Source organism: Sanguibacter suaedae, assembly GCF_016342785.1.
GTDB classification, from domain to species: domain Bacteria; phylum Actinomycetota; class Actinomycetes; order Actinomycetales; family Cellulomonadaceae; genus Sanguibacter; species Sanguibacter suaedae.
The window spans coordinates 24,896-38,934 of the sequence record NZ_JAEINH010000001.1; the positions used below are offsets into that span (position 1 = coordinate 24,896).

Consider the following 14,039-nt stretch of genomic DNA (forward strand, 5'->3'; position numbering starts at 1 on the left):
CCCTACTCCCGCACGGTGACGGAGACCATGCCCAGCAGGTAGGCGTCGTTGCCGGCCGTGAAGCACAGGTTCGCGCGCTCGCCCGACACCTGCACAGGCAGGAACGTCTTCGCGTCGACCCCGAGCGAGTTGCGGAATCCGCCCTGCACGCCGGTGGCCGTGGAGTCGAAGGCGTTCTGCGGGCTTCCCCCGGTGCCGTTGCCGGTCATCGGCGTGAGGGCACGGCCGTCGACGAACACGGAGTCGCCCGTCCGTCCGCGGTCCCCGTCCCAGGCCACCGCACCGACCACCATGGTCCGGTTCGCCGGGGCCCCCAACCAGAGGTCCGGTCCGCTGGTCGCACCGAGGACGCTGAGCGACCCCTGGAACAGGGTCACCGATGCCTGAGGCAGGCTCGGGTGCTCGTAGACGACGGTGAGCGTCCAACCGCCGTGCAGCCCGTTCCCCGCCTGTGCCCCCGTGAGCCGGGGCAGGGCGATGTCCGCCACCGACCACTCCCCGGCCCCCAGAGCCTTCACCGTCGACGTCACGTCCGCGTGGGTCTGGTACGTGACGAGCCCGGCACGGTCGGTGACGACCGTCGTCGCGGCGCTCGTCACGTCCGTGTAGAGACCACCGGGCCCGCGCAGGCGCGCGGTGCCCTCAGCCCCGTCGAAGGCGCCCGACGCAGGACGCGACGCCGACCAGCTGAGCGTGGCTCGGTGGACCGTCGAGCCAGCGGGAACATCGAGGACGGCGGTGGACGACCACCGGGTGCTCGTCTCCCCACCGACGGCAGGGGCCTTGTCGACCGGCCGCATGGTGCTCGAGTTGTTGTCGAGGCTCCCACCGAAGCTGTCGATGCTCGCGCACTGGGCTCCCGGACCGGATCCCGCCGAGGGAACACAGGTGAGGAGCGGCGCACCGACGTGGACGGCAGCGGTCCGTCCCTGCCAGGTGCCGGTCTGCGCCAGGCCGTCCACCGTCTCGGGTGACACCGTGAACGTCTGCGACGCCGACGCCCCCACCCGGGTGACAGGGTCGACGGCCGTGACCTCGACGGCCACGTCCGTCCCCTGGGCGGGCGCCGTGCCGCTGAGGACGAGGTCGACCTCCGCCGTCGCTCCGACCGCGAGGTCCGGCAGGGGGCAGGTGACGACCGCACCGCTCGTCGTGCAGGACCCGTCGGCCGTCGAGCCGGTGATGCCCGCCGGGAGGGTGGCGGTGATCGTGACGCCCACCAACGGCGAGGTCCCGTCGTTCCGGGCGACGAGCGGGACCGTCACCACGCCGTCGAGCGTCACCTCCTCGTCGGCGGCGAGAGTGATCGACGGCGCGAGGGCCGCTGTCTGCGGCTGGGCGACAGGACCACCCGTCCCACCGATGGCACCGGTCGTGTGGAGGACGAGGGCACGGACCGTCGGGGCGGGCCGCGTCATGACGCGCAGGGGCGCGTCACCGACGGGGGTGCCGAGTGTGGTGGCGAGGTAGGTCGCGGCGCCCGCCCCGGGGGTCGGGTCGAGGTCGAGCCCTCCGGCGCGGAGCACCGTCGGCGCACCGGCCGAGGCCGCGGACGCGGAGACCGCGACCGGTCCGCCCGCGGGCAGCGCGAGGCTCGCGTCGACCCCACCGGGGCCGGTGAGCACCGTGACGGTGCCGTGCGGTGTGCCGGGCACGGAGTGCACCACCACGAGACTCCATGTGGCGCCCGGTGCGACGGTGCTGCCGGCGGTGGGCGCCAGGGTCCAGCGCCCGGTCCCAGGGTGCGCAGCGACCAGGTCGGTGACGTCGACGCTCGACCACACGCCTCCCGTGGTCGGGTCGGCGACGGGTGCGCCGTCCACGGGCGTGGTCGCGACGGGCCCGGCGTCGGTGCGCAGCTCGAGGGCGGCCCCGCCGCCCGCAGCCAGCGGTGCGGTCGGCGCGAACCACGCGAGCTCGGCGTGCCGCACGGTGCCGGCGGGCGGCGCGGTGAGCGTCAACGGCGCCCCGACCTCGCCCGCGACGTGCGCGGTGCGCAACGGTCCGTCGAGCACGGTCCGGGCGGAGAGCCCGGACGCAGAGGTCGCCAGATTCGACGGGGAGGACGACGCGCCCGGTACTCCGTCCGTCGTCCACGTCGTGGTGGTGCCGAGGGTGGCCGCGGTGGCTGCGCCGGCGTCCACGGCGACGGGCAGGAGGAGGTCGGCGGTCGCGTCGCCGGCGAGCGCCGGACGGGAGCACGTGGCCGTCCCGGCGGCGGCGGTGCATGCCCACCCCGGTGTCGAACCGGGCGCGGTGGGAAGCCTGGTGCCCGAGGTGCGCCAGTCGAGGCCCGACACGTCCGGGAGCGGCAGCGAGACGGTGACGTCTGCGGCCTCCACCTCGCCCGAGTTCCCCACGGAGACGGCCACGTGCCCGTCGGTCCCGGCGACGAGCGACGCCACGGGCCGCGCGGACGCCACGAGCTTCGCGGGTGCGGCGGCGACCTCCTGGTCGAACGTCCACGGGTCACCGACGGGGACACCGCGGTGGAGGAGCTGAGCTGTGAGCTGCACTGTGGTGCTGCGGGCCGCGAAGAACGTCAGGGCGATCGTCGTCGACGACCGTGGGGCGAGGGAGTCGACGTCGCAGCGCACCACTGCTCCGCCGGGCAGGGCGCCCGACGGGGCGGGCCCGGTCCGCGGGCTGCACGACCACCCGTCGCCCCGGGTCACCGGGAGCCGCGGGCCGAAGACGCCCTGCGAACCCAGGTCGTCGGGTCGGAAGACGAGACCCGGCGGGACGAGGATGTCGAGGGACAGGCCCGTGACGGCCGTCCCCGCGTCGTTGCGCACCCCGAACTCGAGCGTCGTGTCGGCACGCGCCACGAAGGAGGGCAGGGAGAGGTCGACGCCGAGGTCGGCCGCCAGCACCGGTGGGACGGGCGTCGGAGGGGTCGGCGGTGTCGGGACGGTCGGGGTCGGGTCCGTCGGGGTCGGAGCTGTCGGGCCGGGGGCGCCCGGGTCCGCGGGAATCGGGTCGCCGGGTGCAGGGTCCCCCGGGGTGGTGTCGCCCGGGGCTCCGGCCACCGGGTCGCCGGGGACCGTGGCGTCGCCGGGGACCGGGCCGGTGCCCTCGCCGGGTCCGGGGAGGACTGCTGGGACGTTCGTGGGATCGCTCGGATCCGTCGTCTCGTCAGGTCCCGCGGCACCGACGTCCGCGCCTTCGGTGTCCGTGGTCCCGGTCGAGGTGTCGTCGGACGGCTCGTCGGAGCCTGTGCCGTCCGACGACGGGTCCGCCGAGCCGGAGTCGTCGCCGTCCCCGGTGGGGCTGTCCGTCGCGTCGGCCGTGACGCTCGCGACGGGGCGTGGCTCGTCGCCCCCGACGACGCCGAGGAGCGCAGCGACGCCGAACCCGGCGGACACCACGAGCACGGTCGCGCCGGCCGCGACGAGGGCAGGAGCGCCGGCGATCGCCGCGGCGATGCCGCCCGACGCCGCCGCACCGGACGCTGCGGTCGCCGCACCCGCGCCCGCGGCACCTGTTCCGGCAGCACCCGCGCCGCTCGTCGAACCGGCCGCACCCGCGGACCCGCCCGTCGCGCCGCCACCGGACGCCGCAGCCCCCGTGGACGCCGTACCTGTGGTCACGTCCGTCGCGCCCGCTGCGAGGCCCGCGCCCCACGTGGGGAGCGCGGTGCCGAGTACTCCGAGGCCCGCCAGGCCGAGGACGAGGGGCGCGATGACGGCCCGCATGCCGTGCGACACGTCGTCGAGCTCGAGGATGAGCCCGCGGCAGTCGCCGCAGTCCGCGAGGTGCGACTCGACCGTCGCCGTCTCCCGCTTGGCGAGACCGCCGCGCACGTAGGACCCGAGCAGCGGGTTCGCCCGCTCGCACGCCTCCGACGGGGCGTGCCGCAGGTGCTGCTGCAGGTACGCCTGCCGCAGCCCCTCACGGGCGCGGTACGCGAGGGCCGCCGTGCTGTTCGCGGTGAGGCCGAGGATCGGCGCGATCTGCGCCGGGGGCAGGTTCTCGATCTCCGAGTACCAGAGGACCGCCTGCCACCGCTCGGGGAGGGATGAGTAGGCGCGCGCCACCGTGGACCGCTCGAAGCCCTCGAGGGCGGGTTCCTCCGTGGACGCCATGGGGCCGAACGCCGACTCGAACTCCGCCATGTCGTCGCTGGGCTGCGTGCGTCGCTCACCGTTGACGGACTCGTACGCCAGGCGACGGACCACCGTGAACAGGTACGCGCGGAACGCCAGGTCCGGGCCGCGCCCGTCACGGAGGACCGCGAGGACCTTGGTGAAGGACTCCGACACGACGTCGTCCGCGGACGCCTGCGAGGACACGTACTGGCGGGCGACCGTGCGGGCCGCACCGGCGTGCCGCTCGTAGAGCACGCCGAAGGCACCCGTGTCGCCGCCGCGGACCGCCGTGATGAGCTCCGCATCCGACGACGACGGACCCCACGTGTGGTGGTTCGTGTCCACGGCACCTGCTCTCGTCGTCAGCCGTGGTGAATCCTGCCCCACGCCCCGGGGCACGTCCAGGCTCACGGGCGCCTTTCAACCGGTCGCGGAGCAGGTCCGTCCGGTTCGCCCCGGAAAAGGACGACGACGAGAAACTCCCCGTGATTTCTCACCCGGTTCTCGCGTCATGAAGATCGACCCCACCCCTCTCTTCCCATGTGACAGACCTCCTGCAGGGCGCCAAGACGCCCCCCGAAGCGCTCAGGGAACAGTGGCGCGCCGCAAGCATCCGCTCCGTCTGGGCCCACCCGGACGACTGGTACCACCCTGCCGTCGACGCGATCGTCGAGGCCGTCGTCGACGGCCACTCCCCCGTTGCGGCGTGCGAGCGCCTCGGTGCGTCCCGCAGCGCCGCCGGGTGCGGCATCACGGAAGCGATCGACGACCTCGCCTGCCTGTGGGCGACGATCGGCGGCAACCCGCCCATCGAGGCCGTCCGCGCGCTGAGCACCGGGTGGGCCGAGAACGAGGCGTCGACCGCGGTCACCCCCACGTGGGTGGACGCGGAGACCGGGCTCAACACCGTCGGCTACCTCGCCGTGCGGCTGCGCGAGGCGTACGGCATCGCGCGCCGCAAGCGCCAGATGCCGCGTGACGGGTTCGCCCTCGCGGTCATCGACGTCTCCCTCGAGGAGCTCGCCGGGTGGCAGCGCGTCGCCCGGTCCGCGTCGATGGGCCAGATCCTCCGTGACACCTTCGGGGACGGTCACCCGATGGCGTCGCTCGGCGGCGGGACGTTCGTCGCGCTGTGCACGCGGGACAACCAGCTGCCGGCGCTCCTCAACGACCTGCGGATCCTCATGGACCAGGACTCGCGGCGCTACGGGCTGAGCGCCGCGGTCCGCCAGCCGGCGCGGATCTGGCTCGAGTCGCTGCCGCAGACGGCCGAGGGCGCCACCCAGCTCCTGGCGCACCTGCGGCACTAGGCCGGGGCGCGCCAGGAAGGGTTCAGCGAGGCGCGTAGGTGAGGCAGTCCGCGAGGTCCTCCTTGGCGGCACCGGCACCGATGCGCACGGAGTCGGCGTGACACTCGAGGGACTCGTTGTGCACGCACTCCCCACGCTGGCAGGCGCCCACCTGGGCGACGACCTTGTCGAGGCCGCCCTTCGTGGACAGCGGGATGAACGTGGCGCACTCGGCCGAGCCCGTGTGACCGGCGACCGTGACGGCGCCGGCGTGGCACCCGTCGTGGTTGTAGCCGCAGGACTCGACGGTGCAGTCGGAGACGTGGGGAAGGTCGAGCAGCGAGGTCATGGTTCCTCCAACGGTGCGACGGTGCACGCGAGGTCACGTGCCTTTGTTCGACCGTAGACCCGGGACCGAATTCCTGTACAGCAAGGAAGGCCTGGCTCACAAGAATGCGACGACGCATTCTTTACGACATTGATCTGTCGCATAAAAGGTCTTTCCCGTGGTGAGGGCACCGTGTCCCGTGCCGCCGCGACCGCTCGGCACCGGCCGGGCGAACCCGACAACTGGTGCGTCCGTCCCACCCCCGCTACCGTGGCGGGTATGGATGCCGACGCCCACTCCGACCAGGGCGGCGACTCCGGCCCCACCGAGCCCGACGCGACGCCGCAGGTCCTCGACGACGCGCACCTCCTCGTCCACGGCCGCACCGCGGACGTGTACCTCCTCGACGACACCCACGTGGTGCGGCGCCTCCACAGCCGGGACAGCACGTTCCCCAACCTCGAGGTGCTCCGGTACCTGGGGGAGGTCGGCTTCCCGACGGCCCGGCTCGTCGACGTCGACGGCCCGGACATCGTCATGGAACGCCTGCACGGGCCCACGCTCCTCCAGGCGCTCGACGCGGAGGAGATCTCGCTGAACGACGGGGCACAGGTGGTCGTTGACCTCCACACCCGGCTCCACGAGATCGCTCCGCCGCCCGAGGCGCTCACGTCCGGTGCGGCCGCCGAGGGCGACAGCATCCTGCACCTCGACCTGCACCCGGCGAACATCATGATGACGCCCGACGGCCCGTACCTGCTCGACTGGGACTCCGCGGCGTACGGTCCTGCCGGGGTCGATCTCGCGACCACGGCCCTCGTGTTCGCGGAGGTCGCCGCCGACGACAACGACTACGCCCGGGCGGCGCACGCGTTGTTGCGGGCGTTCCTGCACAAGGTGGGCGCGGGCGTCGGTGAGCACCTCGACGCCGCCGTGACCGCGCGCCTGGCGAACCCGTGCCTCGATCCCGACGAGGTCGCGCTCATCCCCGACGCGCGGGCGGTCGTCGAGCGCGAGCTCGCGCGCCTCTAGACCGCGCGACCGACAGACCAGGCGACACCGCGGGGTGGTGCGCTCTCAGCGCTGGGGGCGCCACACGACGAGCGCGGCGCGCTCCGCGGGCGTCGTCTCGCCCTGCGCGCGGCCCCGGGCCCCGCGGCGCGTACGCTGACCGGCACGCACGGCGACGACGTCGCCCGACAGGGCGGCGGTGAAGATCCGGGACCCCGGCTCTGCGGCTGCCGCGAGGAGCTCGACGCGGTGCTCGAGGCGCCGCACCTCGGACTCGAGGGCGAGGATGCGCCGGATGCCCGCGAGGTTGATGCCCTCTTCCTGGCTGAGGCGCTGCACCTCGATGAGCTGCACGACGTCGCGTCGGGAGTAGCGCCGTCCGCGACCGCTGGTGCGGCTCGGTGTGACGAGCCCCAGGCGGTCGTACTGGCGGAGGGTCTGCGGGTGCATGCCGGCCAGCTCGGCGGCACGCGAGATGACGAACACGGGCTCGTCGTCCCGTGACCAGTCGGCGTCGAGCCTCACGTCACGCCCCGCCACCGGTCACTCCTTCGCCCGGGCGACCAGGTCGGCGCGGACGTCCTCGCCGGCCGTCGCCTCGGCGAACTGGGCGACCGCCTCGCGGGCCGCCTTGGAGAGCTTCTGCGGGACGGCGACCTGCACGGTGACGAGGAGGTCGCCGGTGCCCTTGGACGTCTTCACGCCGTGGCCCTTGACCCGCAGGACCCGGCCGGACGGCGTGCCCTCGGGGACACGCACCCGGACGGGCGTCCCGGCGAGCGTGGGGATCTCGAGCTGGGTGCCGAGGACGGCCTCGTCGAACGTCACGGGGACGGTGACGCGGAGGTTGGCGCCGTCGATCGAGAAGACGGGGTGCGGCGTGACGGTGACGGTGATGACGAGGTCACCGGCGGGGCCGCCCCCGGCGCCGGGGCGCCCCTTGCCGCGCAGGCGGATCTTCTGGCCGTCGCGGACACCGGCGGGGATGCGCGCGGTGACGCTGCGTCCCTCGACGCTCAGGGTGACGGTGCACCCCTCGACGGCCTCACGGAACGGGAGGGTCGTGGTCGCGGAGAGGTCCTGCCCGGTCTGGGGGCGGGCGTTGGGGCGGAACCCGGCGGGCCCGCCTGCACCTGCGGGGCCTGCGCCGGCCCCGAACATGGAGGACAGGATGTCCTCGAAGCCGTTGGGCATCCCGCCGCCGCCGGTCGAGTACTGGGTGCGCTGCTGGCCGCCGAACATGCCGCCGAACATGTCCTCGAACCCGGCGGCTCCCCCGGCACCGGGGCGGCCGGACCCGGCGGAGAAGCGGGCGCCGCCGCCTGCCATGGCGCGGATGGCGTCGTACTGCTGGCGCTGCTCGGGGTCGGAGAGCACGGAGTAGGCCTCGCCGACCTCCTTGAAGCGGGTCTCGGACGCGCTGTCGCCGGAGTTCTGGTCCGGGTGGTACTTGCGCGCCAGCTTGCGGTACGCCTTCTTCAGGGTCGCGTCGTCGGCGTCCTTGGAGACGCCGAGCGCGGCGTAGAAGTCCTTCTCGATCCAGTCCTGACCGGTCACGGCGCCGACCTCCGTCGTCTGTGGTCCAGGGGTTCGTCACCCGGAGCTGCGTAGTTCGATGTGCTGCGTGGTGGTGCTGATGGTGTGTGTGCTGCTGGTGGTGCCACGAGGTGCGCCCGGGGACCCGCTGGTGCGGGTCCCCGGGCGTGGGTCACCTCAGGACTCGGGGCCGACGACGGCGACGCGCGCCGCCCGGACCACGCGGTCCCCGATGCGGTACCCGACCTCGATGACGTGCTGCACCGTGGTGGTGTCGGCGTCGGCGGAGGTCTGGTGCATGAGGGCCTCGTGCACCGCGGGGTCGAACTCCTCGCCGGTCTCGCCGTAGGACTCGACGCCGAACCGGGTGAGGGTCGACGTGAGCTTCTCGGAGATCGCCTCGAAGGGTCCGCCGGCGAGGTCGCCGGCCTGCTTGGCACGGTGGACGTCGTCGAGGACGGGGAGGAGCGCGACGAGGACGTCCTCGACGCCGCGGGCACGTGCGGCCTCCTGCTCGCGCTTGGCGCGCTTGGAGAAGTTCACGTACTCGGCGTTGAGCCGCTGGAGATCGCCGAGGCGCTCGGCGGACTCCGCCTGCGCCTTCTCGAGCTCGGTGGGCTCGGGGGCGCCGCCCTCCGGGGTGGTGGCCCCGGAGGTGTCGGCGTCCACGTCGAAGGCCTCGGCGGACGGCTCGAAGTCGAGGTTCTCGAGCGGGTCGACCTCGGGGTTGTCGCCCGGGCCGTTCTCGTTCGGGGTGCTCACTTCTTCTCGTCCTCGTCGTCGACGATCTCGGCGTCCACGACGTCCTCGTCCGACGCACCGGAGGCGTCGTCGGGCGCGGCGCCGCCCTCGGGTGCGGCGTCACCGGCGGCGTCCTGCTGCGCGTAGAGCGCCTCGCCGATCTTCTGGGCGACGGTGCTGAGGGTCTCCTGCTTGGCCTTGACCTCGGCGATGTCGGTGCCCTCGAGCGCGGTCTTGAGCTCGTCGACGGCGGTCTGGACCTCGGTGCGGACGTCCTCGGACAGCTTGTCCTCGTTGTCCTTGAGGAGCTTCTCCGTGGAGTACGCGAAGCCCTCGGCCTGGTTGCGGGTCTCGGCCTCCTCGCGGCGCGCCTTGTCCTCGGCGGCGTGCTCCTCGGCCTCCCGGACCATGCGGTCGATGTCCTCCTTCGGCAGCGCGGAGCCACCGGTGATGGTCATCGACTGCTCCTTGCCGGTGCCGCGGTCCTTGGCGCCGACGTGCACGATGCCGTTGGCGTCGATGTCGAAGGTCACCTCGATCTGCGGGACGCCGCGCGGTGCGGGGGCGATGCCGGTGAGCTCGAAGGTGCCGAGCGGCTTGTTGTCGCGAGCGAACTCGCGCTCACCCTGGAACACCTGGATGAGGACGGACGGCTGGTTGTCGTCGGCCGTGGAGAAGATCTCGCTGCGCTTGGTGGGGATGGCCGTGTTGCGCTCGATGAGCTTGGTCATGACCCCGCCCTTGGTCTCGATGCCGAGGGACAGCGGCGTGACGTCGATGAGGAGGACGTCCTTGCGCTCACCCTTGATGACACCGGCCTGGAGGGCTGCACCGACGGCGACGACCTCGTCGGGGTTGACGCCCTTGTTGGGCTCGCGGCCCCCGGTGAGCTCCTTGACGACCTCGGTGACGGCGGGCATGCGGGTGGAGCCGCCGACGAGGACGACGTGGTCGATGTCGCCGAGCGAGATCCCGGCGTCACGGATGACGGCGTGGAAGGGGGCCTTGGTCCGGTCGATGAGGTCCTGCGTCATCTGCTGGAACTGGGCGCGGGTGAGCTTGGAGTCCAGGTGGATGGGCCCGTTCTCGCTCATGGAGAGGTACTGCATGGAGATGTTGGTGCTCGTCGCGGACGAGAGCTCCTTCTTGGCCTGCTCCGCGGCCTCGCGCAGACGCTGGAGGGCGATCTTGTCCTTGGAGAGGTCCACGCCGGAGGTGTTCTTGACCTCCTTGATGAGGTGCTCGACGATCCGGTTGTCCCAGTCGTCACCACCGAGGCGGTTGTCACCGGAGGTGGCGCGCACCTGGATGGTGGAGAAGTCGTCCTCGTCCTTGCCGACCTCGAGGAGCGACACGTCGAAGGTCCCGCCACCGAGGTCGAAGACGAGGATGAGCTCGTCCTCCTTGCCCTTCTCGAGCCCGTAGGCGAGTGCGGCTGCGGTGGGCTCGTTGACGATGCGCAGGACGTTGAGGCCGGCGACCTGCCCGGCGTCCTTGGTGGCCTGGCGCTCGGCGTCGTTGAAGTACGCCGGGACGGTGATGACGGCGTCGGTGACGGGCTCGCCCAGGTACTCCTCGGCGTCGCGCTTGAGCTTGCCGAGGACGCGGGCGCTGATCTCCTGCGCCGTGTACTTCTTGTCGTCGACGCCCACGGTCCAGTCGGTGCCCATGTGGCGCTTGACGGAGCTGATGGTGCGGTCGACGTTCGTCACGGCCTGGCGCTTGGCGATCTCGCCGACCAGGACCTCTCCGTTCTTGGAGAACGCGACGACGGACGGGGTGGTGCGAGCGCCCTCGGCGTTCGCGATGACGGTGGGTTCTCCACCCTCGAGGACCGAGACGACGGAGTTGGTGGTCCCGAGGTCGATACCGACTGCACGTGCCATGTGAGGTGCCTTTCAGAGAGCGGTCTCAGGGCTCGCGCCCTGGTGACGGTCCGCCCGACGTCGTTCCCGACGTCCGGCGTGGTGTTGAGCCTGCTTGACTCAAGTCTGCGCCTCGCCGGAGCGGAGCGCAAGCCACGAGGGCTGAAGTTGAGTCTGATGGGCTCAACCCTTGGGTGGGGACGAGGTATTCCCGCGTTCGGATCGGGACAAGGTACGCCCCAGCCGACGCGCGGACCGCTCATGATCGAGGTGCGCATGCCGACGGGAATCCTGTGGAGGAACACGTCGTCGAGGAACAGCCAGAAGTCGTCGACGAGGCCGTCGACGCCATACACGAACGTGACCGCGACGGCGATGCCCCGGTCCTGGACCAGCTCGTCGGCGAGGTGGCGTGGCGGCTCCTCACGTCCTGCCCGGCACGAGGCTCGTCGCTCACCCTGCGCGCTGCACAAGAACTCGATCGCCGCGGTGACCGAGCCGGTGCGCGGCTGCTCCTCCGCGCCGTCGCGCGGGTCGCCCCCGACCAGGCCCTCCACGACGCGGAGAGACGGCTCCGCCCTCCCGGTGCGGTGCGCCGCCGCGTCAAGGTCGTCGCATCCATCGCGCTCACCATCAGCCTCCTCGTGGGCGGAGCGATGGCCGCGGTGGTCGCGGGCGCCGAGGATGTGGCCCTCGTGCTCATGGGAGCGACCCACGGCCCTGTCCTGGTGGCCCGGATCATGTGGGTGCAGCGCGTCCGGCTCCCTGGACTGACGCTGCAGGAGAGCCGCTTCTGGCGTTCCCTCGGCGTGCTGCGTCCCGGTGACGCCAGCGACCTCCCGGAACTCGGGGACGGGCGCCTGCGGCGGGCGACCACCGATCTCAAATCGCCCCGGGCGCAACGCCGTCCGTCAGATGCGGAGAAGCCGGACGTCTCCGGGTGGATCGGCCTGGCGGGCGTCATCGGTGCGGTGCTCGGCCCTGTCTGCGGCCTGGCGATCCCAGGCCTCACACCAGGCGGCTTCCTCGCCCTCATGCCGGTCGGGGCCGTCGTCGCCGCGCTGGCGATCTGGGCCGTCCTCCGGTCCCGCGCGAACGATGCCGACCGTCACCCGTCATCGCGCCACGATCACAGCCGTTAGCACCCGCGCATGAGCACGCCGATCACCGTCGGGACGTGGCCGGGCGGTGCCGCGCGGCTGGACGCTCAGTGCGGGGCGGGTGCCCGCAGCCCGAGGGAGCGCAGCTCGAGGGCCGCGAGCGCCCGCACGACGTCGGGGTCCTTGGTGCGCCACGCGTCGGCGGGGTCGTCGCTGATGCGGGCGAGGGCGCGGACGGGCTGCTTGGCGAGGGCTCGCAGGGCGAAGAGGTCGAGGTCGGCTGCGTTGTCGAGGATGCGTCGGGCTGCGCGGGCGCGGCTCACGAAGCGGGCGCGCGCAATGAACCAGACGGCGACGACGAGGAGGATCGGGACGGCCGCGATGGTGAGACCGAGGAGCATGGCGAGCTGCATCGCTCCTTCCTGGACCTCCACGCCTGCCTGGGAGATGGAGTCGGCGGCGTTCCCGGCCGCCGTGAAGGGTGTGCGGGCCTCGTCGCCGACGAGAGGCACGCGGGCGACGGTGTCACCCGCGGAGCTCAGCCCGTCGGACAGGGACGTCCCGGCGTCCTCGAGGGTCCGGCCGGGCCCGGCGAGCACGGCGACGGTGTCGTGCACCCACCTCCCCGCACGCACCCAGGTGATCACCCACGCGATCACGAGGAGGTCGGCGAGGACCTGGAACATGCGACGGCGGGGTGTCTGCGCGTAGAGGGTCACGCGAGCATCCTGGCGTGCGGAAGCCCGGAGTGCGAGGCAACGTGCTGTGTCTACAGCCAGTGGCCCGCGAGACACTCATCGCATGACCCCTGAGATCGAGCTGTCTCCGCGCGGACCCCTCACCGACACCGAGCTCGAGACCTTGCACGCCGCCGCGTTCGCGCACCCGGTCACGGACACACCGTGGCGGCAGCGCCTCGAGGACCGCAGCATCGCGTGGATCACCGCGCGGCAGGACAGCCGGCTCGTCGGGTTCGTCAACGTCGTCGGTGACGGGGGTGCGCACGCGATCCTCCTCGACACCTGCGTCGCCCCGGACTTCCAGGCACGTGGGGTGGGCCGGGCGCTCGTCGGCGCCGCCGTCGACGAGGCACGACGGCTCGGTTGCGAGTGGGTGCACGCCGACTACGAACCACACCTCGTGGACTTCTACGAGAAGTCGTGCGGCATGCGCCCCACGGAAGCCGGGCTCGTCAGGCTCCGCTGATCGGCGCTCGCTGCCCAGCTGGGACCGTAGGCGACGTCACCCCCGTTCCCCCGGATCGAGCTGGCCCGTCAGCCACACGCTGCGATGATCACGGGATCCGCCGCAACGCCGAGATCGACGTGCGCCTGCCCATCTCGGAACGTCACGGCATGGGTGTCCTGACGTAACGGGAAGTGCCTCTCGAGCGGGTGGGACTCGACGATGACGGCAAGAGGCGAACCTGGCACGGCTCGATAGATCCCCAGCATGCCATTGAAGAGGAACTGATTCTCGGTCATGACCACGGCGCACCCTCCTGGTCCGCGCTCGACCACGACCTCGTCCTCAGCGGACAGCAGCGCGCTCCCGAGCAGCGCGCACGTGGCCGACAACGCCATGAATCCTGCCGCGACTGCCAGCAAAGCTGGATGTCGCCCGACGGGCTGCTCCGGCTCGTCGCGCGCCCGCCGTCGGCGGACGACGAGGACCACGACCAGGACGATGAGGATCGCGACCGGCCCCTGCCACGACGGAATCACGGACACCAGCGGGAACGCGAGGAGGAGCATCACGACCACGATCCAAGGAATCGTCTGAGCCATGCTTGCTAGGGCGACGCCTCCCACGAGGCCTGCGCAGAGCCCGAGCTCTACGCGCGACAGCCGTCCAGGTGCCCGGAGCGAGAGCCGTCCCGCGGCACCGAGGACCACGGCAACGGACCCACCGACAACCGTCGTCCACGGAGGCTCGACGATGCGCTCGTCCACGATCAGCACCACCCTCCCGGAGAAGACGTCGATACCGACGACAGCCACGAAGAAGGCGGCGGCGAGAACCGAGGCGACCAACCCGAGCCAGGTACGCCACCCGGAGCGGGCAGCAGGACCGGCATCGGG

Annotated in this window: 12 protein-coding genes; 4 read left to right on the forward strand and 8 right to left on the reverse strand. The window is 72.4% G+C overall.

Translation table 11 applies throughout. The annotated features are described in order from the left end of the window. Positions 1-2: 2 nt before the first annotated feature. A complete protein-coding gene (locus tag JAV76_RS00120; RefSeq protein WP_198731993.1) occupies positions 3-4,433 on the reverse strand; it encodes a sigma-70 family RNA polymerase sigma factor in 4,431 nt (1,476 codons plus the stop codon). Between the two features lie 197 nt (positions 4,434-4,630). On the opposite strand from JAV76_RS00120, the gene JAV76_RS00125 reads away from it, so the two are divergent. Next, positions 4,631-5,398 (forward strand): hypothetical protein, encoded by a 768-nt coding sequence (locus JAV76_RS00125; protein WP_198731994.1) that lies wholly within the window; start codon positions 4,631-4,633, stop codon positions 5,396-5,398. A gap of 22 nt (positions 5,399-5,420) precedes the next feature. Here the strand turns inward: JAV76_RS00125 and JAV76_RS00130 are convergent, their stop codons facing one another. Then, positions 5,421-5,726, reverse strand: a complete 306-nt coding sequence (locus JAV76_RS00130; RefSeq protein ID WP_198731995.1) for a DUF1540 domain-containing protein — start codon at positions 5,724-5,726, stop codon at positions 5,421-5,423. Positions 5,727-5,984: 258 nt separating this feature from the next. Here JAV76_RS00130 and JAV76_RS00135 point away from each other — a divergent pair, with 258 nt between their 5' ends. Next, positions 5,985-6,737: a phosphotransferase gene (locus JAV76_RS00135; protein ID WP_198731996.1), complete on the forward strand. Its 753-nt coding sequence runs from the start codon at positions 5,985-5,987 to the stop codon at positions 6,735-6,737. A 45-nt stretch (positions 6,738-6,782) separates the two neighbouring features. Here JAV76_RS00135 and JAV76_RS00140 read toward each other — a convergent pair whose 3' ends face one another. The 4 genes from JAV76_RS00140 to dnaK form a co-directional block, all read right to left on the reverse strand. Beyond that, complete coding sequence (locus tag JAV76_RS00140) at positions 6,783-7,256, reverse strand: heat shock protein transcriptional repressor HspR (RefSeq protein ID WP_307843927.1); 474 nt, start codon at positions 7,254-7,256, stop codon at positions 6,783-6,785. A gap of 3 nt (positions 7,257-7,259) precedes the next feature. Then, positions 7,260-8,273 (reverse strand): DnaJ C-terminal domain-containing protein, encoded by a 1,014-nt coding sequence (locus JAV76_RS00145; RefSeq protein WP_198731997.1) that lies wholly within the window; start codon positions 8,271-8,273, stop codon positions 7,260-7,262. Between the two features lie 156 nt (positions 8,274-8,429). Further along, positions 8,430-9,014 carry a nucleotide exchange factor GrpE gene (locus JAV76_RS00150; RefSeq protein ID WP_198731998.1) on the reverse strand — a complete coding sequence of 195 codons (585 nt, stop codon included), beginning with the start codon at positions 9,012-9,014 and terminating at the stop codon, positions 8,430-8,432. After that, positions 9,011-10,879, reverse strand: coding sequence for a molecular chaperone DnaK (dnaK, locus tag JAV76_RS00155; RefSeq protein ID WP_198731999.1), 1,869 nt, complete (start codon positions 10,877-10,879; stop codon positions 9,011-9,013). The genes JAV76_RS00150 and dnaK overlap by 4 nt, the downstream gene beginning before the upstream one ends. Positions 10,880-11,151: 272 nt before the next feature. Between dnaK and JAV76_RS00160 the strand changes: the two genes are divergently transcribed. Next, positions 11,152-12,000 (forward strand): hypothetical protein, encoded by an 849-nt coding sequence (locus JAV76_RS00160; protein WP_198732000.1) that lies wholly within the window; start codon positions 11,152-11,154, stop codon positions 11,998-12,000. Positions 12,001-12,065: 65 nt separating this feature from the next. On the opposite strand, the gene JAV76_RS00165 is transcribed toward JAV76_RS00160, so the two are convergent. Further along, entirely contained in the window at positions 12,066-12,677 is a 612-nt protein-coding gene (locus JAV76_RS00165; protein WP_198732001.1) for a hypothetical protein, read from the reverse strand. An 82-nt stretch (positions 12,678-12,759) separates the two neighbouring features. On the opposite strand from JAV76_RS00165, the gene JAV76_RS00170 reads away from it, so the two are divergent. Further along, complete coding sequence (locus JAV76_RS00170; RefSeq protein WP_198732002.1) at positions 12,760-13,164, forward strand: GNAT family N-acetyltransferase; 405 nt, start codon at positions 12,760-12,762, stop codon at positions 13,162-13,164. A gap of 68 nt (positions 13,165-13,232) precedes the next feature. Here the strand turns inward: JAV76_RS00170 and JAV76_RS00175 are convergent, their stop codons facing one another. Further along, on the reverse strand, positions 13,233-13,991 hold the full coding sequence (locus JAV76_RS00175; RefSeq protein ID WP_198732003.1) for a hypothetical protein: 759 nt from the start codon (positions 13,989-13,991) through the stop codon (positions 13,233-13,235). Between the last annotated feature and the right edge of the window lie 48 nt (positions 13,992-14,039).

Bases quoted from the DNA above. Each gene is read 5' to 3' on its own strand.
- JAV76_RS00130 (WP_198731995.1), bottom strand. From the start codon at position 5,726: ATGACCTCGCTGCTCGACCTTCCCCACGTCTCCGACTGCACCGTCGAG.
- JAV76_RS00135 (WP_198731996.1), top strand. From the start codon at position 5,985: ATGGATGCCGACGCCCACTCCGACCAGGGCGGCGACTCCGGCCCCACC.
- dnaK (WP_198731999.1), bottom strand. From the start codon at position 10,879: ATGGCACGTGCAGTCGGTATCGACCTCGGGACCACCAACTCCGTCGTC.
- JAV76_RS00170 (WP_198732002.1), top strand. From the start codon at position 12,760: ATGACCCCTGAGATCGAGCTGTCTCCGCGCGGACCCCTCACCGACACC.